The sequence below is a fragment of the Luteibacter sp. ME-Dv--P-043b genome (assembly GCF_030209605.1).
Classification (GTDB): domain Bacteria; phylum Pseudomonadota; class Gammaproteobacteria; order Xanthomonadales; family Rhodanobacteraceae; genus Luteibacter.
Window position 1 is genome coordinate 18,262 of record NZ_JARVRT010000033.1, and the last position, 18,100, is coordinate 36,361.

The 18,100-nt window shown below is 62.2% G+C and carries 30 protein-coding genes; all 30 read left to right on the forward strand.

Annotated features, from left to right (window positions below):
• Nucleotides 1-139: 139 nt before the first annotated feature.
• The 30 genes from rpsL (at nt 140) to rpoA (ending at nt 17,997) form a co-directional block, all read left to right on the forward strand.
• Entirely contained in the window at nt 140-514 is a 375-nt protein-coding gene (rpsL, locus tag QRN34_RS16010) for a 30S ribosomal protein S12 (protein ID WP_036115505.1), read from the forward strand.
• 16 nt (nt 515-530) lie between these two features.
• Entirely contained in the window at nt 531-998 is a 468-nt protein-coding gene (rpsG, locus tag QRN34_RS16015; RefSeq protein ID WP_036140138.1) for a 30S ribosomal protein S7, read from the forward strand.
• A gap of 26 nt (nt 999-1,024) precedes the next feature.
• Entirely contained in the window at nt 1,025-3,154 is a 2,130-nt protein-coding gene (gene fusA, locus QRN34_RS16020) for an elongation factor G (RefSeq protein WP_285405914.1), read from the forward strand.
• Between the two features lie 50 nt (nt 3,155-3,204).
• Complete coding sequence (tuf, locus tag QRN34_RS16025; protein ID WP_285405916.1) at nt 3,205-4,395, forward strand: elongation factor Tu; 1,191 nt, start codon at nt 3,205-3,207, stop codon at nt 4,393-4,395.
• Between the two features lie 454 nt (nt 4,396-4,849).
• Nucleotides 4,850-5,161 carry a 30S ribosomal protein S10 gene (gene rpsJ / locus QRN34_RS16030; protein ID WP_036140140.1) on the forward strand — a complete coding sequence of 104 codons (312 nt, stop codon included), beginning with the start codon at nt 4,850-4,852 and terminating at the stop codon, nt 5,159-5,161.
• 20 nt (nt 5,162-5,181) lie between these two features.
• Nucleotides 5,182-5,823, forward strand: coding sequence for a 50S ribosomal protein L3 (gene rplC / locus QRN34_RS16035; RefSeq protein ID WP_036140141.1), 642 nt, complete (start codon nt 5,182-5,184; stop codon nt 5,821-5,823).
• Between the two features lie 11 nt (nt 5,824-5,834).
• The gene (rplD, locus tag QRN34_RS16040; RefSeq protein ID WP_036140143.1) at nt 5,835-6,437 is read left to right on the forward strand and encodes a 50S ribosomal protein L4; all 603 of its coding nucleotides are present in this window, start codon (nt 5,835-5,837) and stop codon (nt 6,435-6,437) included.
• On the forward strand, nt 6,434-6,727 hold the full coding sequence (gene rplW, locus QRN34_RS16045) for a 50S ribosomal protein L23 (RefSeq protein ID WP_036140147.1): 294 nt from the start codon (nt 6,434-6,436) through the stop codon (nt 6,725-6,727). The genes rplD and rplW overlap by 4 nt, the downstream gene beginning before the upstream one ends.
• An 18-nt stretch (nt 6,728-6,745) precedes the next feature.
• Nucleotides 6,746-7,567, forward strand: coding sequence for a 50S ribosomal protein L2 (gene rplB, locus QRN34_RS16050; RefSeq protein WP_036140150.1), 822 nt, complete (start codon nt 6,746-6,748; stop codon nt 7,565-7,567).
• A gap of 13 nt (nt 7,568-7,580) precedes the next feature.
• Nucleotides 7,581-7,853, forward strand: coding sequence for a 30S ribosomal protein S19 (gene rpsS / locus QRN34_RS16055; protein WP_029213892.1), 273 nt, complete (start codon nt 7,581-7,583; stop codon nt 7,851-7,853).
• Entirely contained in the window at nt 7,853-8,188 is a 336-nt protein-coding gene (gene rplV, locus QRN34_RS16060) for a 50S ribosomal protein L22 (protein ID WP_029213891.1), read from the forward strand. Before rpsS ends, rplV begins: the two co-directional genes overlap by 1 nt.
• Before the next feature lie 15 nt (nt 8,189-8,203).
• Nucleotides 8,204-8,926 carry a 30S ribosomal protein S3 gene (rpsC, locus tag QRN34_RS16065; protein WP_285405928.1) on the forward strand — a complete coding sequence of 241 codons (723 nt, stop codon included), beginning with the start codon at nt 8,204-8,206 and terminating at the stop codon, nt 8,924-8,926.
• 11 nt (nt 8,927-8,937) lie between these two features.
• Nucleotides 8,938-9,351, forward strand: a complete 414-nt coding sequence (gene rplP / locus QRN34_RS16070) for a 50S ribosomal protein L16 (protein WP_036115475.1) — start codon at nt 8,938-8,940, stop codon at nt 9,349-9,351.
• Nucleotides 9,351-9,536, forward strand: a complete 186-nt coding sequence (rpmC, locus tag QRN34_RS16075) for a 50S ribosomal protein L29 (protein WP_036115473.1) — start codon at nt 9,351-9,353, stop codon at nt 9,534-9,536. Before rplP ends, rpmC begins: the two co-directional genes overlap by 1 nt.
• 11 nt (nt 9,537-9,547) lie before the next feature.
• Nucleotides 9,548-9,808 carry a 30S ribosomal protein S17 gene (gene rpsQ / locus QRN34_RS16080; protein ID WP_036115469.1) on the forward strand — a complete coding sequence of 87 codons (261 nt, stop codon included), beginning with the start codon at nt 9,548-9,550 and terminating at the stop codon, nt 9,806-9,808.
• A gap of 14 nt (nt 9,809-9,822) precedes the next feature.
• Nucleotides 9,823-10,191: a 50S ribosomal protein L14 gene (gene rplN, locus QRN34_RS16085; protein ID WP_036115467.1), complete on the forward strand. Its 369-nt coding sequence runs from the start codon at nt 9,823-9,825 to the stop codon at nt 10,189-10,191.
• A 13-nt stretch (nt 10,192-10,204) separates the two neighbouring features.
• Complete coding sequence (gene rplX / locus QRN34_RS16090; protein WP_036140155.1) at nt 10,205-10,516, forward strand: 50S ribosomal protein L24; 312 nt, start codon at nt 10,205-10,207, stop codon at nt 10,514-10,516.
• 12 nt (nt 10,517-10,528) lie between these two features.
• Nucleotides 10,529-11,068: a 50S ribosomal protein L5 gene (gene rplE, locus QRN34_RS16095; protein ID WP_285405932.1), complete on the forward strand. Its 540-nt coding sequence runs from the start codon at nt 10,529-10,531 to the stop codon at nt 11,066-11,068.
• Between the two features lie 13 nt (nt 11,069-11,081).
• Nucleotides 11,082-11,387 carry a 30S ribosomal protein S14 gene (gene rpsN, locus QRN34_RS16100; protein ID WP_036115457.1) on the forward strand — a complete coding sequence of 102 codons (306 nt, stop codon included), beginning with the start codon at nt 11,082-11,084 and terminating at the stop codon, nt 11,385-11,387.
• 165 nt (nt 11,388-11,552) lie between these two features.
• Nucleotides 11,553-11,948, forward strand: coding sequence for a 30S ribosomal protein S8 (rpsH, locus tag QRN34_RS16105; RefSeq protein WP_036115455.1), 396 nt, complete (start codon nt 11,553-11,555; stop codon nt 11,946-11,948).
• Nucleotides 11,949-11,959: 11 nt separating this feature from the next.
• Nucleotides 11,960-12,487 carry a 50S ribosomal protein L6 gene (rplF, locus tag QRN34_RS16110; RefSeq protein WP_285405937.1) on the forward strand — a complete coding sequence of 176 codons (528 nt, stop codon included), beginning with the start codon at nt 11,960-11,962 and terminating at the stop codon, nt 12,485-12,487.
• A 30-nt stretch (nt 12,488-12,517) separates the two neighbouring features.
• Complete coding sequence (rplR, locus tag QRN34_RS16115) at nt 12,518-12,868, forward strand: 50S ribosomal protein L18 (RefSeq protein ID WP_285405938.1); 351 nt, start codon at nt 12,518-12,520, stop codon at nt 12,866-12,868.
• Between the two features lie 127 nt (nt 12,869-12,995).
• On the forward strand, nt 12,996-13,505 hold the full coding sequence (gene rpsE, locus QRN34_RS16120) for a 30S ribosomal protein S5 (protein ID WP_029213879.1): 510 nt from the start codon (nt 12,996-12,998) through the stop codon (nt 13,503-13,505).
• Complete coding sequence (rpmD, locus tag QRN34_RS16125; RefSeq protein WP_036140158.1) at nt 13,498-13,701, forward strand: 50S ribosomal protein L30; 204 nt, start codon at nt 13,498-13,500, stop codon at nt 13,699-13,701. Before rpsE ends, rpmD begins: the two co-directional genes overlap by 8 nt.
• 3 nt (nt 13,702-13,704) lie before the next feature.
• The gene (rplO, locus tag QRN34_RS16130; protein WP_036140160.1) at nt 13,705-14,136 is read left to right on the forward strand and encodes a 50S ribosomal protein L15; all 432 of its coding nucleotides are present in this window, start codon (nt 13,705-13,707) and stop codon (nt 14,134-14,136) included.
• Between the two features lie 4 nt (nt 14,137-14,140).
• Nucleotides 14,141-15,460: a preprotein translocase subunit SecY gene (gene secY / locus QRN34_RS16135; protein WP_036140161.1), complete on the forward strand. Its 1,320-nt coding sequence runs from the start codon at nt 14,141-14,143 to the stop codon at nt 15,458-15,460.
• A gap of 126 nt (nt 15,461-15,586) precedes the next feature.
• Nucleotides 15,587-15,943 carry a 30S ribosomal protein S13 gene (rpsM, locus tag QRN34_RS16140; protein WP_036115440.1) on the forward strand — a complete coding sequence of 119 codons (357 nt, stop codon included), beginning with the start codon at nt 15,587-15,589 and terminating at the stop codon, nt 15,941-15,943.
• A gap of 12 nt (nt 15,944-15,955) precedes the next feature.
• Nucleotides 15,956-16,342, forward strand: coding sequence for a 30S ribosomal protein S11 (gene rpsK, locus QRN34_RS16145; RefSeq protein ID WP_007513384.1), 387 nt, complete (start codon nt 15,956-15,958; stop codon nt 16,340-16,342).
• 11 nt (nt 16,343-16,353) lie between these two features.
• Complete coding sequence (rpsD, locus tag QRN34_RS16150) at nt 16,354-16,980, forward strand: 30S ribosomal protein S4 (protein WP_036140163.1); 627 nt, start codon at nt 16,354-16,356, stop codon at nt 16,978-16,980.
• Between the two features lie 18 nt (nt 16,981-16,998).
• Nucleotides 16,999-17,997 carry a DNA-directed RNA polymerase subunit alpha gene (gene rpoA / locus QRN34_RS16155; protein ID WP_036115434.1) on the forward strand — a complete coding sequence of 333 codons (999 nt, stop codon included), beginning with the start codon at nt 16,999-17,001 and terminating at the stop codon, nt 17,995-17,997.
• The last annotated feature ends 103 nt before the right edge of the window (nt 17,998-18,100 follow it).

Below are 18,100 nucleotides of genomic sequence, written 5' to 3' on the forward strand. Positions count from 1 at the left end.
TGAGGCGCAGGGACGCGCCTCGTGTTCGGATTCAGGGACGATGGGCGCTGGCTCGCTTCGTGGGCGGCGCACGTCAACAACGTTTCTCTGGCGGGCCGATCTTTCGGTCTGCCTTTATGTTTCTCAGGAATAGCTTCGCATGACGACAGTCAACCAGTTGGTGCGCAAATCCCGCAGCCCGAAGGCGTACAAAAGCGCCTCCCCGGCCCTGCAGAGCAGCCCGCAGCGCCGCGGCGTCTGCACGCGCGTGTATACGACCACCCCGAAGAAGCCGAACTCGGCACTGCGTAAGGTTGCCAAGGTGCGCCTGACCAACGGTTTCGAAGTCATCAGCTACATCGGTGGCGAAGGTCACAATCTCCAGGAGCACTCGGTGGTCCTGATCCGCGGCGGTCGCGTCAAGGATCTCCCCGGTGTGCGTTACCACACGGTTCGCGGCAGTCTCGACTGCGCCGGCGTGACCAAGCGTCGCAAGTCGCGCTCGAAGTACGGCGCCAAGCGCCCGAAGAGCTGAGTAAAGGACAAGAATTATGTCGCGTAAAGGTTCCCATCCCGCCCGTGTGGTCCTCCCGGACCCGAAGCACGGAAGCCAGCTGATTGCCCGTTTCATCAATATGGTGATGAAGTCCGGCAAGAAGTCCGTCGCCGAATCCATCGTGTACGGCGCTCTCGAAGAAATCGGCAAGAAGCACGCTGAAGCCGTGCAGCTCGTCGAGAAGGCCCTGGGCAACATCGCCCCGGCCGTCGAGGTGAAGTCGCGTCGTGTCGGTGGTGCCACGTACCAGGTGCCGGTCGAAGTCCGTCCGGGCCGTCGTATGGCGCTTGCCATGCGCTGGGTGATCGACGCAGCGCGCAAGCGCGGCGAGACGTCCATGCCGCGCAAGCTGGCCGCCGAACTGCTCGAAGCCTCGGAATCCCGTGGCGGCGCCGTCAAGAAGCGCGAAGAAACGCACCGCATGGCGGAGGCCAACAAGGCCTTCTCGCATTACCGCTGGTAATTTCAGCTCCAGATTGAGGAAAGACCGTGGCACGCACTACGCCCATCGAGCGCTACCGCAACTTCGGCATCATGGCTCACATCGACGCCGGCAAGACCACGACCACCGAGCGTATCCTGTTCTACACCGGTGTCAGTCATAAGATTGGCGAGGTGCATGACGGTGCCGCTACGATGGACTGGATGGAGCAGGAGCAGGAGCGCGGCATCACCATCACTTCCGCTGCCACCACGGCATTCTGGAAGGGCATGGACCGTTCGCTGCCCGAGCACCGCTTCAACATCATCGACACCCCGGGGCACGTCGACTTCACCATCGAGGTGGAGCGTTCGCTCCGCGTGCTCGACGGTGCGGTGTTCGTGCTCTGTGCCGTCGGTGGCGTGCAGCCGCAGTCCGAAACCGTCTGGCGCCAGGCCAACCGGTACAAGGTGCCGCGTCTCGCGTTCGTCAACAAGATGGACCGCACCGGCGCGAACTTCTACAAGGTGGTCGAGCAGCTGAAGGCTCGCCTTGGCGCCAATCCGGTGCCGATGCAGGTGCCGATCGGTGCCGAAGACAACTTCGAAGGCGTCGTCGACCTCCTCAAGATGAAGGCGATCAACTGGGACATGGAGTCCCAGGGCATGAAGTTCGATTACAAGGACATTCCGGCCGAACTGCTCGAGAAGTCGAAGCAGGCTCGCACCGAAATGATCGAAGCCGCCGCGGAAGCGACGGAAGAGTACATGGACAAGTACCTGGGTGGCGAAGAGCTGACCGAGGCCGAGATCATCGAAGGCCTGCGTCTGCGCACGCTGCGTAGCGAGATCATCCCGGTGTTCTGCGGCACGGCGTTCAAGAACAAGGGCGTCCAGGCGATGCTCGACGCGGTGGTCAACCTGCTTCCGTCGCCCCTCGACCGCCCGCCGGTCGAAGGCATCGACGAGAACGAGCAGCCGGACACCCGCGAAGCGAAGGACGATGCTCCGTTCTCCGCGCTGGCGTTCAAGATCATGACCGACCCGTTCGTCGGTGCGCTCACGTTCTTCCGTGTCTATTCGGGCACGCTGAATGCGGGCGACCCGGTCTACAACCCGGTCAAGTCGAAGAAAGAGCGCATCGGCCGCATGCTGCAGATGCATGCCAACGAGCGTCACGAACTGAAGGAAGTCCGCGCGGGCGACATCGCCGCCGCGGTCGGCCTGAAGGACGTCACGACCGGCGATACGCTCTGCTCGCAGGACAAGATCATCACCCTCGAGCGCATGTCGTTCCCGGAGCCGGTGATCTCGATGGCGGTCGAGCCGAAGACCAAGTCGGACCAGGAAAAGATGGGTGTCGCCCTCGGCCGTCTGGCTGCGGAAGATCCGTCGTTCCGCGTCAAGACGGACGAAGAGTCGGGTCAGACGATCATCTCGGGCATGGGCGAGCTTCACCTGGACATCCTGGTGGACCGCATGCGTCGCGAGTTCAACGTCGAGGCCAACGTGGGCAAGCCGCAGGTCGCTTACCGCGAAACGATTCAGGCGTCGGACGTCAAGTCGGACTACAAGCACGCCAAGCAGTCGGGTGGTAAGGGTCAGTACGGTCACGTCGTGATCGAGCTGTCGCCGATCTCCGATGCCGATCGTGCCGATCCCAAGATCGCACCGTCGATCAAGGACGACTTCCTCTTCATCAACGACATCTCCGGTGGCGTGATCCCGAAGGAATTCATTCCTTCGGTCGAGAAGGGTCTGCGTGAGACGATCACCAGTGGTCCGCTCGCGGGCTTCCCGGTGGTGAACGTGAAGGTCAAGCTCGTCTTCGGTTCGTACCATGACGTCGACTCCTCGGAAATGGCGTTCAAGCTCGCCTCGTCGATGGCGTTCAAGCAGGGTTTCGCCAAGGCGAAGCCGGTTCTGCTCGAGCCGATCATGAAGGTCGAAGTCGTGACGCCGCCGGACTACGTCGGTGACGTGATGGGCGATATCTCGCGCCGTCGCGGCATGCTGACCGGTCAGGAAGAAACGCCGTCGGGCAACACGATCAACGCGATGATCCCGCTTGGCGAAATGTTCGGTTATGCGACGACGATCCGCTCGCTGTCGCAGGGTCGTGCCACGTTCACGATGGAATTCGATCATTACGAGCCGGCGCCGAGCAACATCGCCGAAGAGGTCATGAAGAAGTCCTGATCGGGCTTCTTCATTAAAACTTTCAACGATTTTTCAGAGGTTTCAGAGTCATGGCAAAGGGTAAGTTCGAGCGCAAGAAGCCGCACGTCAACGTCGGCACCATCGGTCACGTCGATCACGGCAAGACCACGCTGACGGCCGCGCTGACCAAGATCGGCGCCGAGCGCTTCGGTGGCGAATTCAAGGACTACGGTTCGATCGATGCGGCGCCGGAAGAGAAGGCGCGCGGCATCACGATCTCGACCGCGCACGTGGAATACGAATCGCCGATGCGCCACTACGGCCACGTCGATTGCCCGGGCCACGCCGACTACGTGAAGAACATGATCACGGGTGCCGCGCAGATGGACGGCGCGATCCTGGTCTGCTCCGCCGCCGACGGCCCGATGCCGCAGACCCGTGAGCACATCCTGCTCTCGCGTCAGGTGGGCGTGCCGTACATCGTGGTCTTCCTGAACAAGGCGGACATGGTGGACGACGCCGAGCTGCTCGAGCTGGTGGAGATGGAAGTCCGCGAACTGCTGTCGAAGTACGAGTTCCCGGGCGACGACACCCCGATCGTGCACGGTTCGGCCCGTCTCGCCCTCGACGGCGACCAGTCCGAAATCGGCGTGCCGTCGATCATCAAGCTGGTCGACGCGCTCGACAGCTGGATCCCGGAGCCGGAGCGCGTGATCGACAAGCCGTTCCTGCTGCCGGTGGAAGACGTGTTCTCGATCTCGGGTCGTGGCACGGTGCTGACCGGTCGCGTCGAGCGCGGTATCGTCAAGGTGGGTGATCCGGCCGAAGTGGTCGGTCTGAAGGACACCCAGCAGACGACGGTCACGGGCGTGGAAATGTTCCGCAAGCTGCTGGACCAGGGTCAGGCCGGTGACAACGTCGGCGTGCTGGTTCGCGGCCTGAAGCGTGAAGATGTCGAGCGCGGCCAGGTGCTGGCGGCTCCGAAGTCGGTCACGCCCCACACCGAGTTCGAGGGTGAGGTGTACATCCTGTCGAAGGACGAGGGTGGCCGTCACACGCCGTTCTTCAGCAACTATCGTCCGCAGTTCTACTTCCGTACCACGGACGTGACCGGTTCGATCAAGCTGCCGGAAGGTGTCGAGATGGTGATGCCTGGCGACAACGTGAAGATCTCGGTGACCCTGGGCTTCCCGATCGCCATGGACGAAGGCCTGCGCTTCGCGATCCGCGAAGGCGGTCGTACCGTCGGCGCCGGCGTCGTCGCCAAGATCGTCAAGTAAGAAGGACGGCCGGGGCAGGGTGACCTGCCTGGGTGTCCCGAAGAGGCGGAGGCGAAAGCCTCCGCTTTTTTTATGGCACGCCTCTTCCCTTTTTATGATCTATCCGCTATAGTCGCCGAGTTATATCAGCCAGATCGCCTTCAAGGCGACGGCTCACAGCGAAATGAGGCGCACGGAATGTGCTTCGAGTTCGCAGGCAGGGATGCCGAATGGAGTGCCGACTGGGTCACGGAGCGAGAGCTCTGTTGATCCGTATCGTTGTGTATTCTATACTTTTCTGTCCTGGCGGATCGTTTATGCGGTCCGCCTCGACTTTTTCGGGTCGCCCGGATGGCTTCATGCCACGCCACGGCGGCCCGTCGCGACACCTGCAAGTAGCTACATGGGTTGTGCGGGGCGGCGAGAAGCCACTCCGAATCACAAGAACGTTCTTTCGATAACAGGACACGGTTTTATGGCGAACCAAAAGATTCGCATTCGGCTCAAGGCCTTCGATCATCGCCTGATCGATCGTTCGGCCAGCGAAATCGTCGAGACGGCCAAGCGCACTGGCGCCACGGTCCTCGGCCCGATCCCGCTGCCGACCAAGATTGAGCGCTACACCATTCTGGTGTCGCCGCACGTCGATAAAGATGCCCGCGACCAGTACGAGACCCGTACGCACAAGCGCGTTCTGGACATCATCGACCCCAACGACAAAACCGTGGACGCGCTCATGAAGCTCGATCTCGCGGCTGGCGTTGACGTGCAGATCAAGCTCGGCTGAGCGGATAAAAGGATACGAAGATGAGTATCGGACTGGTTGGCCGCAAGTGCGGCATGAGCCGGCTCTTCACCGAAGACGGCCGCTCGATTCCGGTGACGCTGATTGAAGCGACCCCGAATCGTGTGACGCAGGTGAAGACCGAAGAAAACGACGGCTACAGCGCCGTGCAGGTAACGACGGGTGCCAAGCGCGCCTCGCTCCTGACCTCGCCGCTGAAGGGCCATTACGCCAATGCCAAGGTCGAGCCGGGCCGCGGTCTGTGGGAATTCCGCGTTTCCGCGGAAGACGCAGGCAAGTACGCGATCGGCACCGAGATCAAGGCGGATGATGTCTTCACCGTCGGTCAGACGGTCGACGTCGCCGGCGTGTCGAAGGGTAAGGGTTTCCAGGGCACCATCAAGCGTCACCACTTCAAGATGGGCGACGCCACGCACGGTAACTCGCTGTCGCATCGCGCCCCGGGCTCGATCGGCCAGCGCCAGACGCCGGGCCGCGTGTTCCCTGGTAAGAAGATGTCGGGCCACATGGGCGCGGTCAATCGCACCCAGCAGGGCCTCGAAGTGGTCAAGGTCGATGCCGAGCGTCACCTCATCGCTGTCAAGGGCGCTGTCCCTGGCGCGCCGGGTGGCGATGTCGTGATCCGTCCGACGACCAAGGGCTGAGGAGAGACGCCATGGAACTCAACGTTATTGGCGCCAAGGCGCTCACCGTGTCGGACGACGTGTTCGGCGGCGAGTACAAGAAGGCCCTCGTGCACCAGGTCGTCACCGCCTATCAGGCGGCTGGCCGTGCCGGCACGAAGGCTCAGCTGTCTCGCGGTCAGATGTCCGGTACGACCAAGAAGTTCAAGAAGCAGAAGGGTGGCGGCGCTCGCCACGGCGATTACCGCGCCCCGATCTTCGTCGGTGGTGGTGTGACGTTCGCGGCCAAGCCGCGCAGCTTCGAGCAGAAGGTCAACCGCAAGGCGTATCGCGTCGCGATTCGTTCCATCGTTGCCGAGCTCAACCGTCAGGATCGCCTGAAGGTCGTGACCGAGCTGTCGATGGAAGCCCCGAGCACCAAGGGCATGATCGCGAAGCTCGCCGAGCTCGAAGTCAAGGGTCGCGTGCTGCTGGTGTCGGAAGACGCCACCGAAGCGCTGTACCTGTCCGCCCGCAACATTCCGTATATCCACGTCGTCGACGTGCTGGCCCTGAACCCGGTCAGCCTTGTCGGTAGCGACTACGTCGTCATGACGGTGGACGCGGTCAAGAAGGTCGAGGAGTGGCTCGCATGAGCACCGAACGCACGCTCAATACGCTTCGCGCGCCGCACATCTCCGAGAAGTCGGCTCGCCTTGCTGAGAACAACCAGTACGTTTTCGTCGTGGCGCCTGAGGCGACCAAGGCCGATGTCCGTGCAGCGGTGGAACACCTTTTCGACGTCAAGGTCGAGAACGTGAACCTCGTGAACACCAAGGGCAAGGTCAAGTCGTTCCGCAATCGCACTGGCAACCGCCAGGGCAAGCGCAAGGCCTACGTGCGCCTCGCCGACGGTCATACGATCGACGTGTCGGCCAAGGCCTGAGCCAGGAGTTGAATTGAGATGGCACTGATCACTCACAAGCCGACCTCCCCGGGTCGTCGCGACGCAGTCAGCGTACGGACCGAAGGTCTGTACAAGGGCGCCCCCTATGCGCCCCTGACCGAATCGCAGTCGAAGACCGGCGGTCGCAACCATTACGGTCGCATCACCACCCGTCATCGCGGCGGCGGTCACAAACAGGCGTACCGCATCATCGATTTCAAGCGTGACAAGGAAGGCATTGCCGCCGTTGTCGAGCGTCTTGAATACGATCCGAACCGCACCGCGCACATCGCGCTGCTGTGCTACGCCGACGGCGAGCGCCGCTACATCATCGCGCCCAAGGGCGTGTCGGTGGGCGACCGTCTCGTGTCCGGTTCCGACTCCCCGATCAAAGCGGGCAACTGCCTGCCGCTTCGTTCGATCCCGGTCGGTTCCACGATCCACTGCATCGAGATGAAGCCGGGCAAGGGTGCGCAGATCGCACGCTCCGCCGGCGCCTCGGTCCAGCTGGTTGCTCGCGAGCAGGGCTATGCCACGCTGCGTCTTCGCTCCGGCGAAATGCGTCGCGTCCCGGTTGAATGCCGCGCCACCATTGGTGAAGTCGGCAACTCCGAGCACAGCCTGCGCAAGCTCGGCAAGGCCGGTAAAAAGCGTTGGGCCGGCATTCGTCCTACGGTTCGCGGCGTCGTCATGAACCCGGTCGACCATCCGCATGGCGGTGGTGAAGGCAAGACCTCGGGCGGCCGTCATCCGGTCTCGCCGTGGGGTACGCCGACCAAGGGCTACAAGACGCGTAACAACAAGCGCACCGAGCAGTTCATCGTGCGTCGTCGCAAGTAATTAGGAAACGATCATGCCGCGCTCTCTAAAAAAAGGTCCGTTCGTCGACCTGCACCTCGTGAAAAAGGTGGAAGCCGCCGTTTCCGCCAATAACAAGCGTCCGATCAAGACCTGGTCGCGTCGTTCGATGATCCTGCCGGAGATGGTCGGTCTGACCATCGCCATCCACAACGGCCGCCAGCACGTGCCTGTGTTGATCAACGAGAACATGGTCGGGCACAAGCTCGGCGAGTTCGCGGTGACCCGCACGTACAAGGGCCACGCCGGCGACAAGAAGGGCAAGTGATGAGCACCGAAGCCAAAGCGATCCTGCGTAGCGCCCGCATCTCGGCGCAGAAGGCACGCCTGGTGGCTGACCTGGTCCGCGGCATGCCCGTGGGCCGAGCCAGCGACGTGCTCGCCTTCACCAACAAGAAAGCCGCTCACCTTGTCCGCAAGGTGCTGCTCTCCGCCGTCGCCAACGCCGAGAACAATCTCGGTGCGGACGTGGACGAGCTGAAGGTCGCCCGCATCTTCGTCGATGAAGGTCCGGCGATGAAGCGCATGTACGCCCGCGCCAAAGGCCGCGGTTCGCGCATCCTGAAGCGCACCAGCCACATCACTGTGGTTGTTGGCAACTGACTGGGGTAAGACACGATGGGTCATAAAGTTCATCCCACCGGTATCCGCCTCGGCATTGCCAAGGACTGGAACTCGAAGTGGTACGCAAACAAGGGTGAGTACGCGGTTTATCTGCAGGCCGATCTTAAGGTCCGCGAGATGCTCCGCAAGAAGCTCGCTGCCGCCGGCATCTCGAAGATCCAGATCGAGCGCCCGGCCAAGACCGCCCGCGTGACGATCCACACCGCCCGTCCGGGCGTGGTGATCGGCAAGAAGGGCGAGGACATCGAGAAGCTGCGTAAGGAAGTCACCGACATGATGGGCGTTCCGACGCACATCAATGTCAGCGAAGTCCGTAAGCCGGAGCTCGACGCCCAGCTTGTCGCCGAATCGATCGCTCAGCAGCTCGAGCGTCGCATCATGTTCCGCCGCGCGATGAAGCGCTCGGTCGGCAACGCGATGCGCCTTGGTGCCCTGGGTATCAAGATCAACGTCTCCGGTCGTCTGAACGGCGCCGAGATCGCTCGCTCCGAGTGGGCCCGTGAAGGTCGCGTTCCGCTGCACACCCTGCGTGCGGACATCGACTACGGCACCGCCGAAGCCAAGACCCAATACGGCATCATCGGTGTCAAGGTGTGGGTCTACAAGGGTGAGATCTTCGATCTGGCGGCTGCTACGGCCGAGTCGAAGGAAGACCAGCAGCCTCAGCAGTCGCGCCGCGATGGTGGTGAAAACCGCCGCGAGCGGACGGCCAAGTAAGGAGTGTTGCCATGTTGCAACCTAAGCGCACCAAGTTCCGCAAGCAGTTCAAGGGCCGCAATGACGGCCTGGCGTTCAACTCCAACCTCGTAAGCTTCGGCGAGTACGGCCTCAAGGCGACGACGCACGGTCAGCTGACCGCGCGCCAGATCGAAGCGGCCCGTCGTTGCATCACGCGTTTCGTCAAGCGTGGCGGCAAGCTCTGGATCCGCGTGTTCCCGGACAAGCCGATCACCCGCAAGCCGATCGAGGTTCGAATGGGCGCCGGTAAGGGTAGCGTCGAGTTCTGGGTCGCTCCGATCCAGCCCGGTCGCATGCTTTATGAAATCGAAGGTGTCGACGAGACGACGGCACGCGAAGCGTTCCGTCTGGCCGCAGCCAAGCTGTCCGTCCAGACCCAGTTCGTCTCCAGGGCGGTGATGTAATGGCCAGCAAAGATATCAACCAGAAGTCGGCGGAAGAGCTTAAGCAGGATCTGCTGGACCTTCGCAAGGAGCAGTTCAATCTGCGCATGCAGAAGGGCTCCGGTCAGCTCACTCAGCCGCACCAGCTGCGCCGCGTTCGGCGTGACATCGCCCGCACGAAGTTCGTGCTCGGCGCTAAGAAGTAAGGACGGCGGACATGAGTGATAACACGAAGACGGCGCGCACCCTCACGGGGCGTGTCATCAGCAACAAGATGGACCATACCGTAACGGTACTGATCGAGCGTCAGGTGCAGCATCCGCTGCTCGGCAAGATCATCCGCCGCTCCACGAAGCTCCACGCACATGACGAGACCGGTGCGAACGAGGGTGACCTGGTGCGGATCGCGGAATGCCGTCCGCTGTCGAAGACCAAACATCACCGCGTGGTCGAAATCGTCACGCGCGCTGAAGTCTAAGGAGAAGAGCAGCCATGATTCAGGTGCAGAGCTCGCTTTCCGCCGCGGACAACAGCGGTGCGAAGGAAATGATGTGCATCAAGGTGCTGGGCGGCTCGAAGCGCCGTTATGCCAGCGTCGGTGATGTGATCAAGGTGACCATCAAGGACGCCATTCCTCGCGGTAAGGTCAAGAAGGGTGAGGTGTACAACGCCGTGGTGGTTCGTACCGCCAAGGGTGTGCGCCGCGCCGACGGTTCCGTGATCCGTTTCGACGGTAACGCAGCCGTGCTCCTCAACAATAAGCTCGAGCCGATCGGTACCCGTATTTTCGGGCCGGTTACTCGCGAGCTGCGCAACGAGAAGTTCATGAAGATCGTCTCGCTCGCGCCCGAAGTGCTCTGAGCGGAGGCCAGACATGAACCGTATCCGCAAGGGTGATAACGTCGTCGTCATCACCGGCAAGAACAAGGGGCAGCGCGGCGACGTGCTGCGCGTCGATGGCGAGCGCGTCGTCGTCTCGAACGTCAACCTGGTCAAGCGTCACACCAAGCCGAACCCCCAGGCCAACCAGCCGGGCGGGATCGTCGAACGTGAGGCCTCGATCCATATCTCCAACGTACAGCTCTTCAACTCCGCCACCAACAAGGGCGAGCGCGCTGGCACCAAGACGCTCGAGGACGGGCGCAAGGTGCGCGTGTTCCGCTCCGGCGAAGAAGTCGACGCGTAAGGAACCGAAGTCATGACCCGTCTTGAAACGTTTTACAAAGAGTCGGTAATGCAGAAGCTCACTGAGCGCTTCGGTTACCAGAACGTCATGCAGGTGCCCCGCATCACGAAGATCACGCTCAACATGGGCGTCGGCGAAGCTGCCGGTAACAAGAAGATCCTCGACAATGCGGTCGCCGACATGACCAAGATCGCCGGCCAGAAGCCGATCACGACGAAGGCCCGCGTGTCGGTCGCTTCGTTCAAGATCCGCGACGGTTGGCCGATCGGTTGCAAGGTCACGCTGCGTCGTGCCCAGATGTGGGAATTCCTGGACCGCCTGATCAACATCTCGCTGCCGCGTACGCGCGACTTCCGTGGTGTCTCGGGCCGTGCCTTCGATGGCCGTGGTAACTACAACTTCGGCATCAAGGAACAGATCATTTTCCCGGAAATCGACTTCGATCAGGTTGACGCGCTGCGCGGTATGGATATCTCCATCACCACCACCGCCAAGACCGACGAAGAAGCCAAGGCGCTGCTGGAAGCTTTCAGCTTCCCGTTCCGCAACTGATCACAGGTAGAACATGGCCAAGACCTCGATGGTCGAGCGCGACCTCAAGCGCACCAAGCTCGTCAAGAAGTACGCTGCCAAGCGTGCGGAATACAAGGCGATCGTCCTTAGTGCGACCGCTTCGTACGACGAGAAGATGGAAGCCCAGACCAAGCTGCAGAAGCTTCCCCGTGATGCGAGCCCGTCGCGCCAGCGTAACCGCTGTGCACTGACCGGTCGTCCGCGCGGCGTCTACAGCAAGTTCGGCCTCGGTCGCAACAAGCTCCGCGAAGCCACCATGCGTGGTGACGTCCCGGGCCTGCGCAAGGCCAGCTGGTAAACCAGCCTCCGCTTCGGCGGGGTAGGGCGCTCCTGGACAAAACTTGTCCGGGGCGCCTCTTGCTGCTATAGTCGTCGGTCTGCGCAATGCAGACCGACGTTATGTCGGCACTACAATTCAAGATTTCCGGTCATACGGATATCGGTACTCTCAAGGGTTTTTCTTATGAGCATGACTGATCCCATCGCCGATCTGTTTACGCGCATCCGTAACGGCCAGGCATCTGGCAAAGCGGTTGTCCGTATGCCGTCGTCGAAAGTGAAGCTGGCCCTGGCCAAGCTTCTCCAGAACGAAGGCTATATCCTCGACGCCCGTACCGCTGACGAAGCGGGCAAGCCGGTCCTCGAGATCAAGCTGAAGTATTTCGAAGGCCGTCCGGCCATTGAAACCATCTCCCGTGTCAGCCGTTCCGGTCTCCGCGTCTACCGCGGCAAGGACGAACTGCCGAAGGTCCTCGGCGGCCTGGGTATCTCGATCATCTCGACTTCCGCCGGTCTCCTGACCGACGCGCAGGCCCGTTCCAAGGGTCTGGGCGGCGAAGTCATCGGCCAGGTGGCGTAAGGAGTACCGACATGTCACGTGTAGCCAAGCTCCCCATCACCCTCCCGAAGGGCGTTGAATTCGCCGTTGCCAATGGCACGGTCTCGGTCAAGGGCCCGAAGGGCACCCTGACGACCCACGAGCTGCCGGGCGTTTCGCTCTCGCAGGAAAACGGCGTCGTTTCGATCGTCCTCGCCGATGGCGCCGACGACAAGTTCGGCGGCACCGCCCGCGCGATCATCGCCAACATGGTCACCGGCGTCGCCCAGGGCTTCGAGAAGAAGCTCGAGCTGGTCGGCGTGGGTTACCGCGCGCAGCTGCAGGGCAAGGCCGTCAATTTGTCCCTCGGCTTTTCGCACCCGGTCGTGTTCGACGCGCCGGAAGGCATCACCATCGAAGTCCCGACGCAGACGGAAATCCTTATCAAGGGTGCCGACAAGCAGCTCGTGGGCCAGACGGCCGCCAAGATCCGTGCTTTCCGTTCGCCGGAGCCCTACAAGGGCAAGGGCGTTCGCTACGCCGGCGAGAAGATCATCCTGAAGGAAGCCAAGAAGGCCTAATCGGCCTATCCGCTTTCTGGAGACGAGACGATGAACAAGAATACATCCCGCCTGCGCCGCGCCAAGTCGACCCGTGCCCACATCCGTGAGCTCGCCGTCGCCCGCCTGAGCGTGCACCGCACCGGTCAGCACATCTACGCCCAGGTCTTCGCGCCGAACGGCACTGTCGTGGCAGCTGCCTCGACCGTGCAGAGCTCGGTTTCCGAAGGTCTCAAGAGCAAGAAGAACGTCGAGGCCGCCACCACGGTGGGTCGCATCGTTGCCGAGCGCGCCAAGGCCGCCGGTATCGAAGCCGTCGCGTTCGACCGCTCGGGTTTCCGTTATCACGGTCGCATCAAGGCTCTCGCCGATGCGGCACGTGAGGCCGGCCTCAAGTTCTAAGAGGCGTCAGGCCACGGCATCGGCCCTTCGGGGCCGGTGTCGCCCGATGTACCTACAACTCCAAGCGGCGACCAAGCCGTAAACAGAAGTCCCGGCTAACCATCATTCCGGGCTATCAGGAAAAGAGATGTCCTCGACAGATCGCGAAAATTCGGACGGCATGCTTGAAAAGCTTATCGCCGTCAACCGCGTGGCCAAGACCGTCAAGGGTGGCCGCCAGATGAGCTTCACCGCGCTGACCGTCGTCGGCGACGGCGAAGGCCGCGTGGGCTTCGGTTATGGCAAGGCGCGTGAAGTGCCGGTCGCCATTTCCAAGGCCATGGAACGCGCCCGCCGCAACATGGTGTCCATCGAACTCAACAACGGCACGCTGTGGTACGCCATCAAGGCCAACCACGGTGCGGCTCGCGTCTACATGCAGCCTGCCTCGCAGGGTACCGGCGTCATCGCCGGCGGCGCCATGCGCGCTGTCCTCGAAGTGGTTGGTGTGAAGGACGTGCTGGCCAAGGCCGTCGGCTCGCGCAACCCGATCAATCTCGTCCGCGCGACGATCAAGGGTCTGCAGGCCGTCGCCTCGCCGAAGCGCATCGCCGCCAAGCGTGGCAAGACGATCGAAGAGGTCCTCGGCAATGGCTAAGAAGAATGAAACCGCCGCTGGCGGTACTGTCCGCGTGCGCCTGGTCAAGGGTCTGCGTGGCGTGCAGGGTCGGCATCGTCTGAGCGTCAAGGCCCTGGGCCTGAGCAGGATCAACGATGTCCGCGAACTGAAGGATAGCCCGCAGGTCCGTGGCCTTATCAACACGGTCTATTACCTGGTTCGGGTCGAGGAGTAAGTCATGCGTCTTAACGATCTCAGGCCCGGCAAGGGCGCTCGCAAGACCCGTACCCGCGTCGCGCGCGGTATCGGTTCCGGCCTCGGCAAGACCGCCGGCCGCGGCCACAAGGGTCAGCACGCCCGTGCGGGTAACACGCACCGCGTCGGCTTCGAAGGCGGTCAGATGCCGCTGCAGCGTCGCCTGCCGAAGGTGGGCTTCCGCTCGCTGAAGAAGGCCGACACGCAGCAGGTCATGCTGTACCAGCTCGCCACCATCCAGGCCGACACGATCGACCTGATCGCTCTGCACGCCGCCGGTCTCGTGACCAGCCGCGCGAAGAAGGTCAAGATCGTCCTGAAGGGTGAAATCAATCGCGCGATCAAGCTCTCGGGCGTGCTTGCGACGGCCGGCGCCAAGGCGGCTATCGAAGCCGCCGGCGGCAGCGTGGAGTAATCAGGTGGCAGCAGCGCAGGGCACAACGCTCGGCTCGCTGGGCAAACTGACGGAACTGCGTCAGCGCATCTTCTTCTTGATTGGTGCGCTGATCGTCTTCCGCCTCGGTTCGTTCATTCCCGTTCCGGGCGTGAATCCCGAGGCGATGACGAGCCTGGTGGAAGGTGGTGGCGGCCTGCTGAACATGGTCAACATGTTCTCCGGCGGTTCGCTGTCGCGTTTTTCGGTGTTCGCGCTTGGTGTGGTGCCGTATATCTCGGCGTCGATCGTGGTGCAGATGATGGGCTCGGTCGTACCGTCGCTCATGGCTCTGCGCAAGGAAGGCGAGGCGGGTCGTCGCAAGATGACCATGTACACGCGTTTCGGCACGGTCGGCCTGGCGGCATTCCAGGCTTTCGGTATCGCGGTCGCCCTGCAGAAGCAGGTCGGCGCCAGCGGTCCGGTGGTCTACATGCCGGGTGCCGGCTTCGTCATGGCATCGGTCGTCGGTCTTACCGCCGGCACGATGTTCCTGATGTGGCTGGGTGAGCAGATCACGGAGCGGGGTATCGGCAACGGTATCTCCATGCTGATCTTCGCCGGTATCGTCGCGGGTCTGCCGGGTGCCATCGCGCACACGTTGACCATGGCGAACAACGGCGAGCTGTCGGTCCTGAAGCTGCTCATGGTTACGGCACTGATTCTCGCGGTCACCGCCTTCGTGGTGTTCATGGAGCGCGCCCAGCGGCGCATTACCGTGAATTACGCGAAGCAGGGCAGCCAACGTCAGTTCCAGCGCCAGACCTCGCACCTGCCGCTGAAGATCAACATGGCGGGTGTCATTCCGCCGATCTTCGCGACCAGTCTTCTGCTCTTTCCGGCAACAGCCGCGACCTGGTTCGGCTCCGCCCACCAGTCGCGCTGGTTGCAGTGGCTGACCACGGCGCTGAGCCCGGGTGAGCCGGTCCACGACATCGTGTTCGCGGTGCTGGTGATCGGGTTCGCCTTCTTCTATACGGCGATCGTGTTCAACTCGCAGGAAACGGCCGATAACCTCAAGCGTTCGGGCGCGCTGATTCCGGGCATTCGTCCGGGTCGCGCCACGGCAGACTACATCGATGGCGTCATGACCCGGCTTACCGGTGTTGGCGCGATTTACATCGTACTGGTCTGCCTGGTGCCCACGTTCATGCAGAACGCCTGGCACGTCCCGTTCTATTTCGGCGGCACTTCGCTGCTGATCGTGGTGGTGGTGGTGATGGACTTTACGGCTCAGGTCCAGGCCCATCTCGTGAGCCACCAGTACGAGAGTCTGCTCAAGAAGTCCAATCTCCGCCGTGGCTGAGATTGGACGTTAAGCCCCCAAGTAGGGGAGCCCTTGGCGCCCAGCGCCGCAGGACTTCCCGTTTAGGTTAATTCAGGTTAGAATTGCGCGTTTACCGCGCACGAAACGCATCGGAGACAGTACATCATGGCGCGCATCGCGGGTGTCAATTTGCCGGTCCAGAAGCATGTCTGGGTCGGCCTGCAGAGCATTTTCGGAATCGGCCGTTCGCGGGCGAAGCAGGTTTGTGTGGATGCCGGCGTGGTTCCGACCACGCCCATCAAGTCGCTCAGCGAAGGCGAAGTGGAGAAGATCCGCGCCGAAATCGCTAAGTACACGGTCGAAGGTGACCTCCGCCGCGAAGTCGGCATGGCGGTCAAGCGCCTTATGGACCTGGGTTGCTATCGTGGCCTGCGCCATCGTCGCGGCCTGCCGGTGCGCGGCCAGCGCACGCGTACCAACGCCCGTACCCGCAAGGGTCCGCGTCGTCCGATCAAGAAGTAACGGATACCGATTATGGCTAAGCCGGTTAAAACCAAGAAGAAGATCAAGCGCGTCGTCACGGATGCCGTGGCCCACGTGCAGGCTTCTTTCAACAACACCATCGTCACGATCACCGATCGCCAGGGCAATGCCCTGTCGTGGGCGACGGCGGGCGGCGCGGGTTTCCGCGGTTCCCGTAAGTCCACCCCGTTCGCTGCCCAGGTTGCCGCCGAAAAGGCTGGCCGCGCTGCAGGCGACTACGGTGTGAAGACGGTTGAAGTTCGCATCAAGGGCCCCGGCCCGGGCCGTGAGTCGGCCGTGCGTTCACTGAATGCGTTGGGCTACAAAGTGCTCAACATTATCGATGTCACGCCGATTCCGCATAACGGCTGCCGTCCCCCCAAGAAGCGTCGCGTCTAAGGAGCATACCCATGGCCCGTTATCGTGGAGCTACCTGCAAACTTGCGCGTCGTGAAGGTGTCGACCTCGGTCTGAAGAGCCCGGCTCGCGCGCTCGATTCCAAGTGCAAGCTCGAAACCAAGCCCGGTCAGCATGGCGCCAACAAGCGCGCCCGCCTGTCCGATTACGCAGTGCAGCTGCGTGAGAAGCAGAAGGTCAAGCGCATCTACGGTGTGCTTGAGCGTCAGTTCAGCAACTACTACACCAAGGCTTCGACCCAGAAGGGCAACACGGGTGAAAACCTGCTGCGCCTGCTGGAAAGCCGTCTCGACAACGTCGTGTTCCGCATGGGTTTCGCGGTTACCCGCGCCCAGGCTCGTCAGCTCGTGGCCCACAAGGCCGTGACGGTCAATGGCAAGAAGGTCAACGTACCTTCCTACCACGTCCGTCCGGGCGACGAAGTCTCGCTGACCGAAAAGGCTCGCACGCAGTTGCGCGTCCAGGAAGCAGCGACGGTTTTCGACACGATGGACCTTCGTCCGTCGTGGGTCGAGGTCGACAGCAAGAAGTTCGCAGGCACGTTCAAGGCTGTGCCGGATCGCGGTGATCTGCCGGCCGATATCAACGAAGCCCTGATCGTCGAGCTTTACTCGAAGTAATCTTCACCGGAGCCTTGCATGGCAGTTTCGTCAACTAGTGTGCTGCGGCCTCGTGGCCTCAGCGTCGAGCAGCTCGGCGCCAACCGCGCCAAGGTGGTGGTCGAGCCGCTCGAGCGTGGCTTTGGTCACACCCTGGGCAACGCGCTGCGTCGCGTGCTGCTCTCTTCGATCCCGGGTAGCGCGATCGTCGAGGTCGAAATCGACGGCGTGCTGCACGAGTACACCACTCTGGAAGGCCTGCAGGAGGACGTGATCGAAGTCCTGCTGAACCTCAAGGATGTCGCCATTCGTCAGCATAGCGGTGACGAAGTCACCCTGACGCTTTCGAAGAAGGGCAAGGGCGTGGTCACGGCAGGCGATATCGCCGTCGACCATTCCGTTGAAATCGTCAACCCGGACCATGTGATCTGCCACCTCACCAAGGATGTGGCCCTGAACATGCGCCTGAAGGTTCGTCGCGGCGTCGGCTACCAGCCGGCCAGCGCGCGCCAGCATCCGGATGACGAGACGCGGCCGATCGGCCGTCTGCAGCTCGACGCGTCGTTCGCGCCGGTCCTGCGCGTGGCTTACGAAGTGGACGCCGCTCGTGTCGAGCAGCGCACCAACCTCGACAAGCTCGTGCTCGACATCGAGACGAACGGCACGATCGGTGCTGAAGACGCTGTCCGCAAGGCGGCTGAAATCATCAACGACCAGCTGTCGGTGTTCGGCGATTTCTCGCGCCGCGAGAGCGATTCGACCAAGGCGGAGAAGGGCGGGTTCGATCCGCTGCTGCTGCGTCCGATCGACGATCTCGAACTGACGGTCCGTTCCGCGAACTGCCTCAAGGCCGAAAGCATCTACTACATCGGCGACCTGGTCCAGAAGACCGAAGTCGAGCTGTTGAAGACGCCGAACCTTGGCAAGAAGTCGCTGACGGAAATCAAGGATGTCCTGGGCGGGCGTGGTCTCGCACTGGGCATGAAGCTCGAAAACTGGCCGCCGCCGGGTCTTTCCCACGGCATGCAGCTGGGCTGATCCACACGGGGCGATCGCTTTTCGATCGCCCCGTTCCTTTGCGCCATCCGGTGGATGCCCTGTGCACTTCCATCGTGAATCGACAGCGGTCCATAGAGGCCGC